At 72.3% G+C, this 16,831-nt stretch carries 16 protein-coding genes; 10 read left to right on the forward strand and 6 right to left on the reverse strand.

Features of this window, described 5'->3' with window-relative positions:
* Nucleotides 1-31 precede the first annotated feature (31 nt).
* Nucleotides 32-1,243: an IS701 family transposase gene (locus tag ABTZ54_RS24105; protein WP_351666679.1), complete on the reverse strand. Its 1,212-nt coding sequence runs from the start codon at nucleotides 1,241-1,243 to the stop codon at nucleotides 32-34.
* Between the two features lie 225 nt (nucleotides 1,244-1,468).
* Between ABTZ54_RS24105 and ABTZ54_RS24110 the strand changes: the two genes are divergently transcribed.
* Nucleotides 1,469-2,368, forward strand: coding sequence for a ScbA/BarX family gamma-butyrolactone biosynthesis protein (locus ABTZ54_RS24110; RefSeq protein WP_351666681.1), 900 nt, complete (start codon nucleotides 1,469-1,471; stop codon nucleotides 2,366-2,368).
* Nucleotides 2,369-2,462: 94 nt separating this feature from the next.
* On the opposite strand, the gene ABTZ54_RS24115 is transcribed toward ABTZ54_RS24110, so the two are convergent.
* Complete coding sequence (locus tag ABTZ54_RS24115; RefSeq protein WP_351666831.1) at nucleotides 2,463-3,887, reverse strand: MFS transporter; 1,425 nt, start codon at nucleotides 3,885-3,887, stop codon at nucleotides 2,463-2,465.
* Between the two features lie 272 nt (nucleotides 3,888-4,159).
* On the opposite strand from ABTZ54_RS24115, the gene ABTZ54_RS24120 reads away from it, so the two are divergent.
* Complete coding sequence (locus ABTZ54_RS24120; RefSeq protein ID WP_351666683.1) at nucleotides 4,160-4,786, forward strand: TetR/AcrR family transcriptional regulator; 627 nt, start codon at nucleotides 4,160-4,162, stop codon at nucleotides 4,784-4,786.
* A 39-nt stretch (nucleotides 4,787-4,825) separates the two neighbouring features.
* Nucleotides 4,826-5,644, forward strand: coding sequence for an aminotransferase class IV family protein (locus tag ABTZ54_RS24125; RefSeq protein ID WP_502997302.1), 819 nt, complete (start codon nucleotides 4,826-4,828; stop codon nucleotides 5,642-5,644).
* Here the strand turns inward: ABTZ54_RS24125 and ABTZ54_RS24130 are convergent.
* Nucleotides 5,614-6,375 (reverse strand): ScbR family autoregulator-binding transcription factor, encoded by a 762-nt coding sequence (locus ABTZ54_RS24130; protein ID WP_351666685.1) that lies wholly within the window; start codon nucleotides 6,373-6,375, stop codon nucleotides 5,614-5,616. The genes ABTZ54_RS24125 and ABTZ54_RS24130 overlap by 31 nt on opposite strands.
* Nucleotides 6,376-6,758: 383 nt before the next feature.
* Here ABTZ54_RS24130 and car point away from each other — a divergent pair, with 383 nt between their 5' ends.
* The 3 genes from car to ABTZ54_RS24145 all read left to right on the forward strand — a co-directional run bounded on the left by car (nucleotide 6,759) and on the right by ABTZ54_RS24145 (nucleotide 11,778).
* The gene (gene car, locus ABTZ54_RS24135) at nucleotides 6,759-10,208 is read left to right on the forward strand and encodes a carboxylic acid reductase (protein WP_351666687.1); all 3,450 of its coding nucleotides are present in this window, start codon (nucleotides 6,759-6,761) and stop codon (nucleotides 10,206-10,208) included.
* Nucleotides 10,205-10,987, forward strand: a complete 783-nt coding sequence (locus ABTZ54_RS24140) for a glucose 1-dehydrogenase (RefSeq protein WP_351666689.1) — start codon at nucleotides 10,205-10,207, stop codon at nucleotides 10,985-10,987. The genes car and ABTZ54_RS24140 overlap by 4 nt, the downstream gene beginning before the upstream one ends.
* A gap of 140 nt (nucleotides 10,988-11,127) precedes the next feature.
* Nucleotides 11,128-11,778, forward strand: a complete 651-nt coding sequence (locus ABTZ54_RS24145; protein WP_351666691.1) for a ScbR family autoregulator-binding transcription factor — start codon at nucleotides 11,128-11,130, stop codon at nucleotides 11,776-11,778.
* Here the strand turns inward: ABTZ54_RS24145 and ABTZ54_RS24150 are convergent.
* Entirely contained in the window at nucleotides 11,765-12,217 is a 453-nt protein-coding gene (locus ABTZ54_RS24150; RefSeq protein WP_351666693.1) for an anthrone oxygenase family protein, read from the reverse strand. The two genes, ABTZ54_RS24145 and ABTZ54_RS24150, sit on opposite strands and share 14 nt — an antisense overlap.
* A 90-nt stretch (nucleotides 12,218-12,307) precedes the next feature.
* Here ABTZ54_RS24150 and ABTZ54_RS24155 point away from each other — a divergent pair, with 90 nt between their 5' ends.
* The 3 genes from ABTZ54_RS24155 (at nucleotide 12,308) to ABTZ54_RS24165 (ending at nucleotide 13,967) form a co-directional block, all read left to right on the forward strand.
* A complete protein-coding gene (locus ABTZ54_RS24155) occupies nucleotides 12,308-12,886 on the forward strand; it encodes a TetR/AcrR family transcriptional regulator (protein WP_351666695.1) in 579 nt (192 codons plus the stop codon).
* Nucleotides 12,887-12,924: 38 nt separating this feature from the next.
* Nucleotides 12,925-13,308, forward strand: coding sequence for a VOC family protein (locus ABTZ54_RS24160; protein ID WP_351666697.1), 384 nt, complete (start codon nucleotides 12,925-12,927; stop codon nucleotides 13,306-13,308).
* Between the two features lie 83 nt (nucleotides 13,309-13,391).
* Nucleotides 13,392-13,967 carry a hypothetical protein gene (locus tag ABTZ54_RS24165; RefSeq protein WP_351666699.1) on the forward strand — a complete coding sequence of 192 codons (576 nt, stop codon included), beginning with the start codon at nucleotides 13,392-13,394 and terminating at the stop codon, nucleotides 13,965-13,967.
* On the opposite strand, the gene ABTZ54_RS24170 is transcribed toward ABTZ54_RS24165, so the two are convergent.
* Nucleotides 13,919-14,668, reverse strand: a complete 750-nt coding sequence (locus ABTZ54_RS24170) for a TetR/AcrR family transcriptional regulator (protein ID WP_351666701.1) — start codon at nucleotides 14,666-14,668, stop codon at nucleotides 13,919-13,921. The genes ABTZ54_RS24165 and ABTZ54_RS24170 overlap by 49 nt on opposite strands.
* Nucleotides 14,669-14,795: 127 nt before the next feature.
* On the opposite strand from ABTZ54_RS24170, the gene ABTZ54_RS24175 reads away from it, so the two are divergent.
* Entirely contained in the window at nucleotides 14,796-16,028 is a 1,233-nt protein-coding gene (locus ABTZ54_RS24175; RefSeq protein WP_351666703.1) for a saccharopine dehydrogenase family protein, read from the forward strand.
* A 24-nt stretch (nucleotides 16,029-16,052) separates the two neighbouring features.
* Here the strand turns inward: ABTZ54_RS24175 and ABTZ54_RS24180 are convergent, their stop codons facing one another.
* On the reverse strand, nucleotides 16,053-16,760 hold the full coding sequence (locus ABTZ54_RS24180; protein ID WP_351666705.1) for a DUF6445 family protein: 708 nt from the start codon (nucleotides 16,758-16,760) through the stop codon (nucleotides 16,053-16,055).
* Between the last annotated feature and the right edge of the window lie 71 nt (nucleotides 16,761-16,831).

The raw sequence follows: 16,831 nt of genomic DNA on the forward strand, positions 1-16,831 counted from the left end.
GACAGTAAGGGGCGGTGGGGCGGGTGATCCATCACGAGCAGGAGGAGAGTGTCAAGTTACCGAACGGTAGTCCCGTTGATGTGGGTGACATCACCGCCGCCGTCCCGCGCCGCGCCCTGTCGCGGGCCGTCGCGACCGCCAGATGGGCCACCGACGCCAGCGTGATGTGCCGGTGCCAGCCGGGGAACGAGCGTCCGGCGAAGTCCCGTAACCCGACGCCGTCCGCTATCTCGGCGGAATCCCGCTCCACGACGCGCGGCATCCGGGTCAGCCGCAGGGCGGGGGCGAGCAGGGTCGACGAGAGGTTGGTGAGCCAGAGCCGGCGCTCGGTGGCGCCGTCGGGCCCGCCGGGGTGCCACTCGCCCAGCAGGGTCAGCGCCTCCCGGCCCGCCCCCGGCACGACCACCGGGACCGCCACGGCCGTCGTCCGTCCGTCGCCCGGGTTCACCCGCTGCCGCAGCTGGGGCAGGGACTCGGCCAACTCGCCCGCCGTGCGCTGGAGATCGCCGTACCGGGGCAGGGACGAGCGGTCGAGCCGCACCGGCGCCGCCGGGTCGACCCGTACCAGGAACGGCAGCCCCATGGCCCCCAGGGAGCGCGCGACCGCGGTGCCGTCCGCCTCCGCGACGTCCACGACCACGGGCAGCCGTACCGTGCACCTGATCTCCGACAGGGCGGCGACCGCCTGGCGTACGCACTCCTCGACGGTGCCGGCCGGGGTGTCCGCCGGGACGCTGGCCCGTTCGCGGAGGGGGTCGGCCGTCCAGCGGGCGGACAGGCACAACTGCCAGTCGACCGGCACGGCCGAGCGCTCGGACGCGAGCCAGGTCCCCACCGCCCGCTGGCCGTTGACCGTCCCCAGCGGGGTGCGCTGCGGATCGGTGCCGACCGAGTGCGGACCGGCCTTCGGGATGAGCGTGGAGCGGATCACCCAGGCCTCGGGCGCCAGGGTCCGCTGCGCCTGGCGGGCCAGGGCGTGCCGGATCGGCGTCCACTCCCAGGGGGAGGCGGTGATGAAGTGGTGCACGCTCTGCTGTGCCGAGGCGCCGTCGAACTGCGCCGCCAGGCTCCGCAGGGTCTTGCGCCCCGCCACCGACAGCAGCCCCCGGACGTACTGTTCGGCCTTCACCCGCTGCCCGTTGCGGTGCAGCGACCCGAAGAGCCTGCGGCAGGACTCCGGATCGAGCCCCGCACCCGCCGGCCGTCCGGCCGGCGCGCTCCCGTCTTCCCGAAGGTTCCCCATCGCCCCGTGACCCCCTGCCCAGAGAAAGAGGACTTCCGTCCGGTTTCTTTATACGACGCGCGTGCGGGACGACCGCACATTTGCGCCAAAGGTGACATGGGGTTCGTGATCGTCTCGGCCCGTCTCGACCCGGCTCCGCCCGACTCGACCCGCCCAGGGCCGGGCATGAGGGGTGCCGGGTGGCAACCGGCCCTGCTTTACTGTTGCTTGGGCTTACATTTACCTATGACCAAAATCGAACGTACATCCCGTACTTCTGTGGTGCACCGGGTCTCCCCGACGGCCTCGCTCGCCGCCTACGCGCACCTGCGGCGGGAGGAGCACCTCCTCGTGACCGGGTGGGAGCGGCGGACCGGCTGTGACGTCGTCGTCGGGGTCAGATGGCCCGCCGTCCAGGGCGAGTTACCGTACGACCCGCGCGTCCTCGCGCAGACCGTGCGGCAGTCGGGGCTGGTCGTCGCGCACGCCGTGTACGACGTTCCACTGACCCATCAGACGATGCTGAGCACCCTCGACCTCGCGATGGCCCCGGGCCTGCGGGTGCCCCGCGGCCGGGCCTCGGCCCTGGAGGTCCACGTCGCCGTGCGCGACGGCGGCGACGGCAGACGCACCACGAGCGCGCTGCACATGACCTTCCGCGTCCTCGCCGACGGTGTCCAGGTGGCCGGTGCCGAGAGCGAGTTCACCTGGATCTCGGAGCGGGTGTACGCGCGGGTGCGCGGCGACCGGCGGAGCCTGGCGTGGGGCGCCTGGGAGGTGCCGCCGCCCGTGCCGGCCGCGCTGGTCGGCCGGACCGCGCCGGGCGAGGTGATGCTGGCCGAGGGGGACCGGCCGGACCGCTGGCTGCTGCGCAACGACCCGGGGGACCGGCTGCTCTTCGACCACCCCGTGGACCATGTGCCCGGCCTCGCGCTCCTTGAGGCCGCCGACCAGGCGGCGCGCGCCCTGCGGGCCCCCGCGCCCTTCGAACCCACCGCGATCGAGGCCTCCTACCGGCGGTACGTCGAGTTCGACCGGCCCTGCTGGATCACGGCGGCCGCGCTGCCGGAGCCGGGTGCGGTGCGGGTCGTCGGGACGCAGGAGGGGGAGACCGCCTTCCGGGTCGACTTCCGTACCGGAGGCTGACGTTCGGCGTGCCGCACGGCCCGCGCACACGACACGGCCCTGCGATCCGCCCCCGTGAACGGGGCCGGTCCGCAGGGCCGGGAGTGTCCGTGCGTTACGACGCGGCCGTCACCGTCTCGGCCTCCGCCGTCTCGCCGCTCGCGTTCCCCTGATCCTTCGGGATCCACTTCAGGGCGAGGACGCCGAGGGCGAGGCAGAGCACGCTCGCCACGCCGACCGCGACGTGCAGGCCGGAGAGGAAGGCCTCCTCCGCCTTCGCGACGAGGTCGGGGGAGAGCCCGGGGGTGTCCAGGGTCTCGTCGAGCGTGCCCGCGACGTCCGGGCCGAACAGCCGGAAGCAGACCGCCGCGAGCGAGCCCAGCAGGGAGATGCCCAGGGCGTTGCCCAGCTCGTTGCTGGTCTCGGCGAGCGAGGCGGCCGAGCCCGCGCGCTCCGGCGGCACCGCCGCGACGGCGGTGTCGGCGACCAGGCTGAAGGAGAGGCCGTAGCCGACGCCGGCGACGATCGTGGAGGCGATGAACGCCGCCACACCGTGCTCGGTGGTCGTCGCGAGGAGGAGCAGCAGGCCCACGCCCATGAAGAAGTGGGAGGCGATGAGCGCCGACCGGGTGCCGATCCGGTCGGCGATGCTGCTCGTCTTGATGCAGACGATGGTCAGGACGGCGGCGCCCGGCAGGGCCAGCAGCGCCGCGGACAGGACGCTGTAGCCGAGGACCGACTGGAGGTAGACGCCGCTGAGGTAGCCGGCGGCCGCCCAGGCGACCAGGGTCAGCAGACCGGTGAGGATCGCCACGGTGAACACGCGGTCCTTGAAGAGCCGCAGGTCGAGCAGCGGGTGCTCCAGGCCGAACTGACGGCGCACGAACCAGACCAGCAGGGCGACGCCGACGACTCCGGTGACGGCCTGCACGGAGGAGAAGCCCTCCGCCGCGGCGGTCTTGACCGAGTAGACGGCGAGCAGGATGCCGACGGCGGACAGGACGACGCTGAGGGCGTCGACCCGGCCGGGGTTCGTGGTGCGGACCTCGCGCAGCAGGACGGGCGCGAAGGCGAGGAACAGCACGACGACCGGGAGGTTGATGAGGAAGACCGAACCCCACTCGAAGCGGCTGAGGAGCAGTCCGCCGATGACCGGGCCTGCCGCGAATCCGGCGGCGAAGGTCGCCGCGAAGATGCCGATGGCCTGCGAGCGCTGCCGCGCGTCGTGGAAGAGGTTGCTGATGATGGCGAGGCCGGCGGGGAGCAGGGTGGCGCCGCCGAGGCCCATCAGCGCGCGGCAGGCGATGAGCATCTCCGGGTTCGGCGCGAACGCGGCGCCCGCGGAGCCGAGGCCGAAGACGACGGCGCCGGTCAGCAGGAACTTGAGCCGGCCGTAGCGGTCGCCGAGGTTGCCGAAGGCGATGAGCAGGGACGAGACCACGAAGCCGTAGATGTCCAGGATCCACAGTGCCTGGTCGGTACTGGGCGTGATCGCGGACGTGATGCTCGGCATCGCGAGGTAGAGAACGGAGCCGTCCATCGCGACGAGCGCGACCGGGCCGAGCACGATGACGAGGCCCAGCCAGGCCCGCCGGTCGGCACGCTCCGCGACTAATTCAGGGGAAGTCACGGGGGCAACCTTTCAGGAGAAGGTGCGAAGAAGTTCAGGACCGCTGCATACGGCGTACGCGAAAAGGTCGGCGCGCGTCGGCGGCGAGCGGCGTGCGTACATCGTACGCGAATTCTGTGCGTACGTCGTACGCAAGCTGCTGGGTATAATAACGCATGGCCATCAAGACACAAGGCAGGCAAGTGAGTTCACCGAGCCTGTCGCGCGGCGCGATCGTGGCGGCCGCGGTCCGCATCGCCGACGCCGAGGGCATCGCCGCGATCTCGATGCGGCGCCTCGCGACCGAGCTGGACTCGGGCGTCATGTCGCTCTACCGCCACGTGGCGAACAAGGACACGCTGCTCACCCTGATCACCCAGGCGGCGTGCGACGAGCACCCCTACCCCGAGCCCATGCCGCCGGACTGGCGCGAGGCGATGCGGCTCGCCGCCCGGCTCGACTGGGAGGTGTACTGCGCCCACCCCTGGGCCCTGGTGACGTCCAGCTCCGCCCGGCACTTCTCGGACACCTCCTGCCTCGACTGGATGGTGGACGCGCTCGCCGACCTCACCGACGACCCGGACCTCGCGCGGACCTGTTCGATCGCCCTGTGGTCGTACGTCCAGGGCGTCTGCATCCAGCACGTGGCCCAGCAACTGCTCCCCGGCGGCGACAAGCCCGAGCAGTCCCCGCTGCGGGCCACCGAGGAGGACTTCGAGACAGGCCTGGAGATCTTCCTCGACGGGATGGAGCTGCGGGCCGCCCGCGCCGGGTCCGACCGCGCGGACGCCCGGCCCACCCGCACGTTCTCGGCCGCCGGGCGGCCCTGACGGGGGTGTCCGGCCGGGAGCCGCGTCGTTGGGCATGCCATGACGACCACCCAGTCGAACACCACGATGACCAGGCGCAACGACCAGGAGGCCGACGCTCCGGATCTCGCGCCGCTCGCCTTCGCCGGCTACGCCCACTTCACCGCGACCCAGGTCCGCGACGGCCGGATCCGCGGCCTCGACCTGCACCTGGCGCGCCTGCGGCACGGCTCGCTCGAACTCTTCGGGCGGGCCCTGACCGACGACCGCGTACGGGCCCTGCTGCGCGCCGCCCTGGCGGACGCGCCGGCCGACCTCTCGCTGACCGCCACGGTCTATCTGCCGTCCGGCGAGTTCACCGTGGCCGCGCCCGACGAGGACCCCGAGCTCCTGATCCGTACCGCGCCGCCCGCCACCGGCCCCCGGGGCCCGCTCTCGCTCGCGCTGGTGGAGCACGAGCGCTTCCTGCCCTCGGTGAAGCACGTCGGCGAACCGGCCAAGACCTACTTCCTGCGGCAGGCCGCCGACCAGGGCCACGACGACGTCGCCTTCGTCGACCGCCGGGGCCGGCTGAGCGAGGCGTCCATCTGGAACCTGGCCTTCTGGGACGGCGACGCCGTGGTGTGGCCGGAGGCCGCCATGCTGGACGGCGTCACCATGGGCATCGTCCGCCGACAGCTCGACCGGCTCGGCATCGCCCAGCGGACCCGCGAGCTCACCCCCGCCGACCTGCCGGAACTGGCGGGCGCCGCCGTCATGAACTCCTGGACGCCGGGCGTCGCCGTCCGCCGCGTCGGCACCGTGCCGCTGCCCGAGGCGCCGGACTTCCTGGCGCTGCTGCACCGCGCCTACGAGGCCGAGCCGCTCATCTCCCTGTAGGGCACGCCGCACAGTTCACCGTCGGTCATCGCGACGCAGGCGTACGGCAGCGGCCGCCCGTCCGGCCGCCGCCGCGCCGACGGTGACTCGCCGCCCGGGCGGGCGGCACCGCCCGCCCCCTCGCCCCGGGCGCCCGCCGCGTCGATCCGGCCGCGCACGGCGTCGGCGGCCAGCTGCGGAAGGACCAGCCGCCAGAACGGCGCCACCGACTGCACCGCCCGGGCGCGGTCCGGGTCGCGTTCGAGCCCCTCCACCCCGGCCATCACCGCGGTGATGGCCGCGACGGCGTCGTCCAGGTCCACCCCCGGCGCCAGGCTGCCCTGCCGCCGGGCGAGATGGAGCACGCCGCGGGCCCAGTCCCGCCAGTGCTGCCAGGGACTCGCCCCGCCCCGCCAGCCCGGGTCGTGCGCCAGGCCGAAACCCGCGCGGAGCACGAGATCACCGGCCATCCGGCGGGCCAGCGCGTGCGAGGTGTCGACGAGCAGTTGGAGCGGCGCCGGATGCCACGCCGGGACCTGCCCGGTGACGCACAGCAGGATCTCGGCCGCGGCCGACTGGACCGCCTCGCCGAGCGCCTGCTTGTTCCGGAAATGGAAGTGCAGCGCGCCCTGGCTCACTTGGGCCAGGGCACAGATCTGCCCGATGGAGGATCCCGCGAATCCGCTCCGGTCGAAGACCTCTGCGGCGGATCGGATCAATTGTCGGCGAGTTTTGGCGGCACGATCCTGCATGACGATGCGCACTCCGGGAGAAGAAGGGGAGCGATGAGCGAGAAGGGACCCGCGCGCGAAGTACCGGGCACCCGCGCGGGGCCCCGCTCGCGGCGGAATCACGGGCGCACTTCCCGTGCGCCGCTCCACTCTTACCACGCCCGCAAAGGGCCGCGTCCGACGGTCGGCCATACCGGCCGGGGACCTGACAGATAGTCGGCCGATTCTCCGGAGGCCCGTTCGTGTGTGCCTAGCATCGAGTGACGGACGGAACGGCTGGGCGCCCCTCGGCGCGGCAGTCCCCGAGGCCGCCGGTATTCCCGACGGAATACCGAAGCGCGCCCGCCCGCCGTCGATTCCCCATTCCCTGAAGTCGGCCCATACACGTGACGCGGAGAATCAGAATGCGACTTGCGCAAGTGGTGGCATCTGTCATGCAGAGCCACGCGGACCGGCCCGCCATCGGCGAGCGCGTCAAGGAATTCGCGAAGGACGCCGAGACGGGACGGGTCTCGATCCGGCTGCTTCCCCGCTACGAGACCACCACCTACCGCGAGCTGTGGGCGCGGGTGCGCGCCGTGGCGAGCGAGTGGCACCACAGCCCCGACCGGCCGTTGGCCGCCGGAGAGCGGGTCGCCCTGCTCGGCTTCACCAGCCGCGACTACACGACGATCGACCTCGCCTGCATCCACCTCGGCGCCGTCTCGGTCCCGCTCCAGACCAGCTCCGCCCCCGCCCAGTTGCGGGCGATCGTCGCCGAGACCGAGCCGTTCACGCTGGCCGCCAGCCTGGAGCGGCTGCCCGCCGCCGTCGACCTGGTGAGCGCGAGCGACTCCGTACGGCGCCTCGTCGTCTTCGACGTCCACCCCGAGGCCGACGCCCACCGCGAGGCCCTCGCCGCGGCCCGCGAGCGGCTCGCCGAGACCCGGCCCGACGTCACCGTGGACATCCTGTCGGAGCTCGTCGCACGCGGCACGGCCCTGCCCGAGGCCCCGCTGTTCACCGCGCCCGACGGCGAGGACCCGCTCGCCATGCTGATCTACACCTCCGGGAGCACCGGCACGCCCAAGGGCGCCATGTACACGGAGCGCCTGGCCGGCGCCATGTGGGGCGGCGCCTGGGCGAAGCTGTTCGACGAGACGTACGCGGTCACCTTCCACTACGCGCCGATGAGCCATGTGGCCGGGCACTCCTCGCTGAAGGCCACCATGGCGCGCGGCGGCACGAGCTACTTCACGGCCAGCAGCGACCTGTCGACGTTCTTCGAGGACGTCGCCCTGGCCCGGCCCACCGAACTCTCCCTGGTGCCCCGCGTCTGCGAGATGCTCCACCAGCGCTTCCGCGGCGACGTCGACCGGCGCACCGCCGCGGGCGCCGACCGCGAGACGGCCGAGGCCGAGGTGCGCACCCACCTCAGGGAGAACGTGCTGGGCGGCCGGGTCACCTGGGCCAGCAGCAGCTCCGCCCCCCTCTCCGCCGAACTGACCGCCTTCACCGAGTCCCTGCTGGGCCTCGAACTGCACAACGTCTACGGCTCCACCGAGGCCGCCGGCGTCTCCGTCGACGGAGTGCTGCTGCGCCCGCCGGTACGCGACTACAAGCTGGCCGACGTACCCGAACTCGGCTACTTCCGCACCGACTCGCCGTACCCGCGCGGCGAACTCCTCCTGAAGACCGACGTCATCATCCCCGGCTACTACAAGCAGCCCGAGCTCACCGCCGAACTCTTCGACGAGGACGGCTTCTACCGGACCGGCGACATCGCCGCCGAACTCGGCCCCGACCGGATCGCCATCGTGGACCGCGTCAAGAGCGTCCTCAAGCTGTCCCAGGGCGAGTTCGTGGCCACCGCCCGTCTGGAGGCCGTCTTCGCGGCCGGTCCGCTGGTGCGCCAGATCTTCGTGTACGGCAACAGCGAGCGCTCCTACCTCCTCGCCGTGGTCGTCCCCACCCCCGAGGCGCTGACCGAACACGGCTCTGACGAGCGGGTGTTGAAGCAGCGGATCGCCGAGGCGTTCCAGGAGCTCGCCAAGGAGGCCGGGCTCAACTCGTACGAGATCCCCCGCGACGTCCTCATCGAGACGGAGCCCTTCAGCCAGGCCAACGGCCTCCTGTCGGACCACCGCAAGCTGCTCTGGCCCCGCCTGGTCGAGCGCTACGGCGAGCGACTCGAAGCGCTCTACGCCGACACCGCCGCCCGCGAGGACGCCGAACTGGCCGACATCCGCGCCGCCGGAGCCGACCGCCCGGTCCTGGAGACCGTCCAGCGGGCCGTGCGGGCCCTGATATCCGGCTCCATGGCCGAGGTCGACCCCGGCGCCCACTTCCGCGACCTGGGCGGCGACTCGCTGACCGCCGTGCAGTTCTCCAACCTGCTCCAGGACACCTTCGGCGTCCGCGTGCCCGTCGACATGCTCATCAGCCCCGCGTACGACCTGCGGCACCTGGCCGAGCACATCGAGGCCCGGCGCGGCGCCGCCACCGAGCGTCCCACCTTCGCGTCGGTGCACGGCGAGGGCAGCACCGAGGTCTTCGCCAAGGACCTCACCCTGGACGCCTTCCTCGACGCGCGGACCCTCGCCGACGCCCTCGCCCTGCCCCGCGCCGAGGGGGAGCCGCGCACCGTGCTCCTGACCGGGGCGAGCGGCTACCTCGGGCGCTTCCTCGCCCTGGAGTGGCTGGAGAAGCTGGCCCCCGTCGGCGGGCGCCTCATCGCCCTCGTACGCGGCAAGGACGCCGCCGCGGCCCGGCGGCGCCTCGACGCGGCCTTCGACAGCGGCGACCCCGAGCTCCTGCGGACGTACGGCGAACTCGCCGAAGGACACCTGGAGGTGGTGGCCGGCGACATGGCCGAGCCGCGCCTCGGCCTGGACGAGGCGACCTGGGACCGGCTCGCCGACGAGGTCGACGCCATCGTCCACGCCGGCGCGCTCGTCAACCACGTGCTGCCCTACCCGCACCTGTTCGAGGCGAACGTCGTCGGCACCGCCGAACTCGTCCAGCTGGCCCTGACCCGCCGGATGAAGCCGTTCACCTACATCTCCAGCGTCGCCGTCGCCACCGCGCGCCCCGGCGAGCCCGCCCTCGACGAGTACACCGACGTCCGCGCCGCCCTGCCGGTGATGGAGGTCGACGGCGGCTACGCGGGCGGCTACGCGACCAGCAAGTGGGCCGGCGAGGTGCTGCTGCGCGAGGCCCACGACCTGTGCGGGCTGCCGGTCACCACCTTCCGCTCCAACATGATCCTGGCGCACAGCCGTTACGGCGGGCAGCTGAACGTCCCCGACATGTTCAGCCGCCTGCTGTTCAGCGTGCTCGCCACCGGGATCGCGCCGCGCAGCTTCTACCGCGCGGACGGTGAACGGGCCCACTACGACGGCCTGCCCGTCGACTTCACCGCCGCGGCCGTGGTCGCCCTGGGCGGGCGTACGGGCGGGTCGACGGCGCCCCAGTACCGCACGTTCAGCCTGGTGAACCCGAACGACGACGGCGTCTCGCTCGACCGGATCGTCGACTGGCTCGCGGAGGACGGGCACCGCGTCGAGCGGATCGACGACCACGCCGACTGGTTCGTCCGCTTCGAGGCGGCCATCCGCACCCTCCCCGAGGCGCAGCGGCAGTACACGGCGCTCCAGATCCTGCACGGCTTCCGGGAACCCGAGGAGTCGGTACCGGGCTCGGTCATCCCCTCCGACCGCTTCCGCGCCGTGGTCCGCGCGGGCCGCGTCGAAGGACACGAGGACATACCGAGCCTCGGCCGGGCCCTCGTCGCCAAGTACGCGAGGGACCTGAAGGAGCTGATGGGGCAGAAGGGGCTGAAGAGCACCTCGGTCGGGGTAGGCACCCGGGCATGACACCTCCGAACCACACGCACAGCGACCTCCTCGCCGGGAAGGTCGTGCTCGTCACCGGCGCGAGCAGCGGCATCGGCGCCGCCGCGGCCCGCGTCTTCACCCAGGAGGGCGCGACGGTGGTCCTCGCCGCGCGCCGCGAGGAACGCCTGGCGGAACTCGCCGAGGACATACGGGCCAAGAGAGCCGAAGCCGCGTACGTCGTCTGTGACGTCACGCGCGCCGAGGACGCGGCCCGGGCCGTGGAGTTCACCGAGACGCGGTACGGGCGTCTCGACGCGGCCTTCAACAACGCGGGCGTCGGCGGCGACCGCACCCCGCTGCACCTGATGCCCGACGACGTCTACGACACGGTCATGGACGTCAACGTGCGGGGCATCTGGAACTGCCTGCGCCCCGAGATCGGCGCCATGCTGCGGCACGGCGGCGGCGCGATCGTCAACAACAGCAGTGTGGCCGGCCTCGTGGCCATCCCGGCCGCCGCGCCCTACATCGCGGCCAAGCACGCCGTCGTCGGCCTCACCAGAGCGGCGGCCGACGAATACGCCAAGGAGGGCATCCGGGTCAACGCCGTCGCCCCGGGCACCACCCGCAGCGAGATCACCGAGGACTGGTTCCGGCGCAACCCCGGACTCGAACAGACCGTCAACTCGATGACCCCGCAGGGCCGTACGGCCGCGCCGGAGGAGATCGCCGCCGCGGCGGCCTGGCTCCTCAGCGACCGCTGCCCGTTCCTGACCGGAACGGTGCTGCCGGTGGACGGCGGCTTCGTCAACCAGTGAGACGAACCGCCCGGGACCGCGGAGCCGAGGGAACCCCCGCCCTCGGCTCCGCGTCCCTTCCACCGGCTCGTACGAATTCTGTGCGAACGCTTGATAACATACCGAGCCTTTGTCAGCGGAAAGTCCGAGGGGGCGGCCGAGTGGCGCGGCAGGAGCGGGCGATCCGCACGCGTGAGTCCATCCTCGACTCCATGGCGAGCCTCTTCATCGAGGTCGGCTACGAGGCCGCCACCATCGCCGCGCTCGTCGAGCGCACCGGCCTCACCCGGGGCGCGCTGTACTTCCACTTCCCCACCAAGGAGTCGATGGCCCACGGGGTGCTCGCGCGCGCGGTGACCCGCGAGGGCCTGCTGCCGCAGACGTACAAACTCCAGGAGTGGGTCGACCTGGGCCTCCTCCTCGCCCACCGGCTGCCCCGCGAGCCGATGCTCCGCGCCGCCGTCCAGCTCTCCGTCGACCCCAAGGCCCGCTCCCTGTTCGGCACCCGTTGGCCGGACTGGATCGACCTGGGCCAGGACCTCCTCGTCGAGGCCAAGGAGCGCGGCGAACTCCTCCCGCACGCCGTCCCCGCGGAGATCGCCCGCCTCGCCGTCGGCGCCTGGACCGGCGTCCAACTGGTCACCGAGGCCCTCCCGGAGGGCCGCGAGCTCTCCGAGGAGATCGCCCGCCTCTACCAGCTGATCCTCCCCAACATCGCCAGCATCGGCGTCCTCGCCAAACTGGACACCTCGCCGTACCGCGCGGACCGGCTGCTGGGGTCCGGCACGGCGGGGGAGCTCACGCCCGGGTGAGGGCGGTGACCAGCAGGGCGAAGGCGGCGATGATGACGGCGACGCGGACGTAGTGGTAGCGGTCCCAGCGGTTCGACTGCTCCTTCCAGTCGGCGGGCCGGTTCTCGGGGGTCCACGTCTTGCTCCGGTTGTTGATCGGGACGAGCAGCAGGACCGACATGAGCACGCTGACGATCAGCAGCGCGCCGGCGGTGACGACGAGTCCGGCGCCGGGGCGCTGCCATCCGGCGACGGCCCAGACCGCGACCAGGACGAGCGAGCCGATGTACCAGAACGGCATCACGGCGCCGAGCATCCGGCCCCCGTGGGCGCGGCCGAGCTGGCCGCTGTCCTCCGGGAGGGCGTTGAAGATCGGGTTCATGACGAAGGAGACGGAGAACTCCACCCCCACCATCACGCCGACACAGACGGTGGTGAGGACCTGAAGTGCGTTGAGCATGACGACCCCTCCGAGATCTAGCGCTGCTAGCTACTGAGGCAACGCTAGCGTTACTGCCGCTCGATTGTCTAGCGGTGCTAGAATCCATTCATGTCGGTACAGGAACGCAAGGAACGCGAACGGGCGGACCGCGAGCGCCTCATCGTGGCGACGGCCCGCGAACTCGCCGAGGGGCAGGGCTGGGACGCGGTCACCACCCGCCGTCTCGCCGAGCGCATCGAGTACAGCCAGCCCGTCCTCTACAGCCACTTCCGCGGCAAGCGGGAGATCATCGGCGCCGTCGCCCTCGAAGGCGCCGCCGAGATGGCCGTGGCGCTGCGGGCCGCCGCCTCCGCCGCGGACGGCCCACGCGCCCGGGTCACCGCCCTCGCCCGCGCCTACCTCGACTTCGCCGCGCGCAACCCCGCGGTCTACGACGCCATGTTCCAGCTCGACGGCGGCCTGGCGTTCGCGCACGAGGACACCCCGGCACCCCTCAAGGACGCCTTCGCGGCCCTCCTGGAGACCCTCGGAGAGGTCGCCGGCAAGGGCGTCCACACGGGCCTGTTCACCGAGCTGTTCTGGGCGTCCCTGCACGGCCTCGCGACCCTGACCAGGTCCGGCCGGCTCCCCCCGGAGGAGACCGAGCGGCGTACGCAATTGCTGGTGGACCGGCTCCCCGTACTCTGACGCACCGCCCCACGAAACCCTCCCGTACGCTGACGCGCATGGTCTCGACAGTGCAGAACATGGCAATCGACTGCGCGGACGCCTACGGGCTCGCCCGCTTCTGGAGCACGGCGACCGGCTCCCCCCTGGACCCGGACGCCCGCCCCGGCGACCGCGAGACCCAGGTGCTCCTGCCGGAGGGCCCGGCCCTCTACTTCAACCAGGTCCCCGAACCCAAGACGGTCAAGAACCGCCTCCACCTCTGCCTGCGCCCCGAGACCTCACGCGACCAGGAGGTGGAGTGGCTCCTGACCCTCGGCGCCACCCTCGTCGCCGACCACCGCAACCCCGACGGCACAGGCTGGGCAGTCCTCGCGGACCCCGAGGGCAACGAGTTCTGCGTCCTGCGCGGCGACTCCGACCGGGCGGCGCCCGCGCGTTGACCGATTGTCTACCGGGGCGCGGCAGATTCCCTGACGACGGCGGGCCGGACGAACCGGGCCGCGGGGAAATGGGGAGTGAAGACATGGCTGTCTACGAGTCCGTGCCCAGTACGTGGGACCACATCAGCTCGGGGATGGGACTGGCCCCGGGCCAGCGCATCAAGTCCGAGCTGATCACGCTCGACGCGGGCCTGGCGTACAAGCAGATCGTGCACACCCTGGTCTACCAGCCCGACGGCAACCTGGTGCTCTACCGCACCACGTACTACGGCGCCCCCGATGTCGGCGGCGAGGCGCCCGACTTCGGGATCATCTTCGACGAGCTCATCAACGGTGCCATCAGCGGCGACCTCCAGGACGGGAAGCTGTCCGACGGTCAGATCGGCGACGACATCGTCGAGGCGGTCTGGGCCAGTGGCACCAACGGGCGCAGCGCCGGCGCCGCCGTCATGCAGGCCGACGGCAACTTCGTCGTGTACGACGCCGACGACCAGGCCGTCTGGGCCAGCGGCACCGGCCCGGAGCACGACGGCGAGTACGTCTGGCTGCGCGTCCAGCGCGACGGCAACATGGTGCTCTACAAGGGCCACGCCGCGGGCGAGGACGAGAGTCAGTGGGTCGCGGTCTGGTCCACCGGCACCAAGATGCCGGACGCGTAGCCGAGTTCGGCCAGCCGGGCCTCCGTGCGGTCCAGCAGGGTGTCCAGGAGGACCGGGTAGGCGCTGTGGTTCATCCGGTCCGCCAGGAGGTGGGCGGTGGCGGCGATGTGCGGGTGCGTGGCGGCGGGAAGGCGGGCGTACGTGGAGGACCACATGTCCTCGTCGGCCGCCCGCGCCTCGTCCTTGATGGTCAGCGCGCCCGCGTCCAGCGCGGCGAACGCCAGGGCCAGGTCGATGAAGGCGTGGTAGACGCCGACCGCCTCCCCGTCGGGGAAGCCCGCGCCGCGCAGGATGCCGAGCGCCGCCTCGTCCACCGCGATCTCGCGCGGGCGCCCGGTGACCCGGCTCGCGGTCAGCAGGGCGGCCTGCGGATGGGCCAGGTAGGAGGCGTGGATGGCCAGGCCCAGCGCGCGCAGGTCGGGGCGCCACGCCCCGGTGGGCGTCCAGCTGTCCAGGGCGCGCCCCATCAGGACCTCGCCGATGGCCCGGGTCAGGTCGTCCAGGCCCGCGAAGTAGCGGTACAGGGTGCTCGGGTCGGCGCCCAGCGCGCTGCCCAGGCGGCGGGCGGTCAGCCCGGACGCGCCGTGCTCGCGGAGCATCCGCAGCGCGGTCGCGACGATCAGCTCCTCGGACAGGACCGTGCCCTGCCGCGTCGGGCGCCGGCGCCGGCGCTCCGCCTCGGGGACCACCTTCTTGGGCATCGCGCCCCTCCCCGTACCTCTGGAGTCTCTTATGCCAACGCCGTAGACCTTAACAGCGGGCCTCGTGTTCCATCAGGGCGTTCCCCGGCGACACCCGCCGGGAGCGTCTACCGAACAGGTGTGTGACATGCGCGTACTTCTCGTGGGTGCGGGCGGCGTCGGAACCGCCGTCACCCGGATCGCGGCCCGCCGGGACTTCCTGACCCACATGGTCGTCGCCGACTACGACCTGGCGCGCGCCGAGGCGGCCGTCGCCGCGCTCACGGACCGGGCGGACCGTTTCAGCGCCCGCCGCCTGGACGCCTCCGACCAGGACGCGGTCCGCCGCGCGCTCGTCGAGGAGGGCTGCGACGTGCTGCTCAACGCGACCGACCCGCGCTTCGTGATGCCCCTCTTCACCGCGGCGCTCGCCGCCGGCGCGCACTACCTCGACATGGCCATGTCGCTGTCCGTGCCGCACCCGACCGCACCGCACGCGGAGTGCGGGGTGAAGCTGGGCGACGAGCAGTTCGCCGTGGCCGCCGACTGGGAGCGGGCGGACCGCCTCGCGCTCGTCGGCATGGGCGTCGAGCCGGGTCTCTCGGACGTCTTCGCCCGGTACGCCGCCGACGAGCTCTTCGACGAGATCGAGGAGATCGGCGTCCGCGACGGCGCGAACCTCACCGTCGAGGGCTACGACTTCGCGCCCTCCTTCAGCATCTGGACCACCATCGAGGAGTGCCTCAACCCGCCCGTGGTCTACGAGAAGGAGCGCGGCTGGTTCACCACCGCCCCCTTCAGTGAGCCCGAGGTGTTCGACTTCCCCGAGGGCATCGGCCCCGTCGAGTGCGTCAATGTCGAGCACGAGGAGGTGCTGCTGATCCCGCGCTGGGTGGACGCGCGGCGGGTCACCTTCAAGTACGGCCTCGGCGACGACTTCATCGCCAAGCTGAAGACCCTGCACGAGCTGGGCCTCGACGCCACCGCCAAGGTCACCGTCCCCGGCCCCGACGGCCCCGTCGAGGTCTCCCCGCGCGACGTCGTCGCCGCCTGCCTGCCCGCCCCCGCCACCCTCGGCGACCGGATGAAGGGCAAGACCTGCGCCGGCACCTGGGTCAAGGGCACCAAGGACGGCGCCGACCGCGAGGTGTACCTGTACCACGTCGTCGACAACGAGTGGTCGATGCGCGAGTACGGCTCCCAGGCCGTCGTCTGGCAGACGGCCGTCAACCCCGTGATCGCCCTCGAACTCCTCGCGAGCGGCGCGTGGAAGGGCAGCGGCGTCCTGGGCCCCGAGGCCCTGCCGCCGCGCCCGTTCCTCGACCTGCTCACCGCGTACGGGACGCCGTGGGGACAGCGTGAGGAGCTCGGCCGCTCCTGACGGAAGGTGGCGGCGCGCCCCGGCTCACGCCATCCAGAAGAAGACCGCCGTCATGCGCTTGTCCTCCAAGGTGCTGCCCCAGTAGCCGGTGGCGCTGTGGATCATGTTGGCGGTGTAGAGCAGCAGGCGGTTGTAGCGGTGCGGGACGGCGACGTCCTCGGCGAAGGAGTCCGCGGGGACGAAGCGGGTGCCGAGGGCCTCGGCCAGGTTGTTGTGGGGAGCCGCCACCGTGTTGCCGCCCAGGACGCCGCCGGGGAGCTGCTGGCGGTAGAAGCTGGTTCCGCAGGTCTTGGGCGCGTGCGGGTTGAGGTAGAGGACGGCGGCGTACCGGCACATGCTGCGGGAGTCGGTGTGGGGGCGCGACTCGCACTCGCCCTCGCCGACGACCTGGACGCAGTTGTGGTTGAACGTTCCGCCTCCGGACTCCGTCAGCGCCCACACCCGCTCGGCGCCGGTCGCCCGCACGACGAGCCGCTCGACATGGGCGAGTTCGTCGGGTTCGAGGCCCGGCATGGTCCGCATGCCGGGCCAGCTCTCGGGCTTGTGCGGATAGCCCTCCGTCCAGTCCGTCCTGGCCAGGCACCGGGCCCGTACGGCGTCGGGGTCGGGCAGGACGTCGTCCAGGACCCAGTAGTCGCGGCCGCGGGTGGGTTTGCGGTAGGGGAGGACCGGGAGCGCCGGGGTCCTCGGGGGACGCGCGGGCTGTGGGGGGCGTGGGGGGCGTGGGGGCATGCGGCCGAGACTAGGGACGCGCAGGCCATCCCCGGCCCGTGGATTGGTCAATCTTCCGTCAACCCACGGGC

This window comes from Streptomyces sp. NPDC094032 (assembly GCF_040303965.1).
Taxonomy (GTDB): Bacteria; Actinomycetota; Actinomycetes; order Streptomycetales; family Streptomycetaceae; genus Streptomyces.

Coding starts and splice junctions, on each gene's coding strand:
- ABTZ54_RS24130 (WP_351666685.1), bottom strand. CDS start 6,375: ATGCAGGATCGTGCCGCCAAAACTCGCCGACAATTGATCCGATCCGCC.
- ABTZ54_RS24110 (WP_351666681.1), top strand. CDS start 1,469: ATGACCAAAATCGAACGTACATCCCGTACTTCTGTGGTGCACCGGGTC.
- ABTZ54_RS24115 (WP_351666831.1), bottom strand. CDS start 3,887: ATGGACGGCTCCGTTCTCTACCTCGCGATGCCGAGCATCACGTCCGCG.
- ABTZ54_RS24180 (WP_351666705.1), bottom strand. CDS start 16,760: ATGCCCCCACGCCCCCCACGCCCCCCACAGCCCGCGCGTCCCCCGAGG.
- ABTZ54_RS24170 (WP_351666701.1), bottom strand. CDS start 14,668: ATGCCCAAGAAGGTGGTCCCCGAGGCGGAGCGCCGGCGCCGGCGCCCG.
- ABTZ54_RS24150 (WP_351666693.1), bottom strand. CDS start 12,217: ATGCTCAACGCACTTCAGGTCCTCACCACCGTCTGTGTCGGCGTGATG.
- ABTZ54_RS24165 (WP_351666699.1), top strand. CDS start 13,392: ATGGCTGTCTACGAGTCCGTGCCCAGTACGTGGGACCACATCAGCTCG.
- ABTZ54_RS24125 (WP_502997302.1), top strand. CDS start 4,826: ATGACGACCACCCAGTCGAACACCACGATGACCAGGCGCAACGACCAG.
- car (WP_351666687.1), top strand. CDS start 6,759: ATGCGACTTGCGCAAGTGGTGGCATCTGTCATGCAGAGCCACGCGGAC.
- ABTZ54_RS24105 (WP_351666679.1), bottom strand. CDS start 1,243: ATGGGGAACCTTCGGGAAGACGGGAGCGCGCCGGCCGGACGGCCGGCG.
- ABTZ54_RS24140 (WP_351666689.1), top strand. CDS start 10,205: ATGACACCTCCGAACCACACGCACAGCGACCTCCTCGCCGGGAAGGTC.
- ABTZ54_RS24160 (WP_351666697.1), top strand. CDS start 12,925: ATGGTCTCGACAGTGCAGAACATGGCAATCGACTGCGCGGACGCCTAC.
- ABTZ54_RS24175 (WP_351666703.1), top strand. CDS start 14,796: ATGCGCGTACTTCTCGTGGGTGCGGGCGGCGTCGGAACCGCCGTCACC.
- ABTZ54_RS24155 (WP_351666695.1), top strand. CDS start 12,308: ATGTCGGTACAGGAACGCAAGGAACGCGAACGGGCGGACCGCGAGCGC.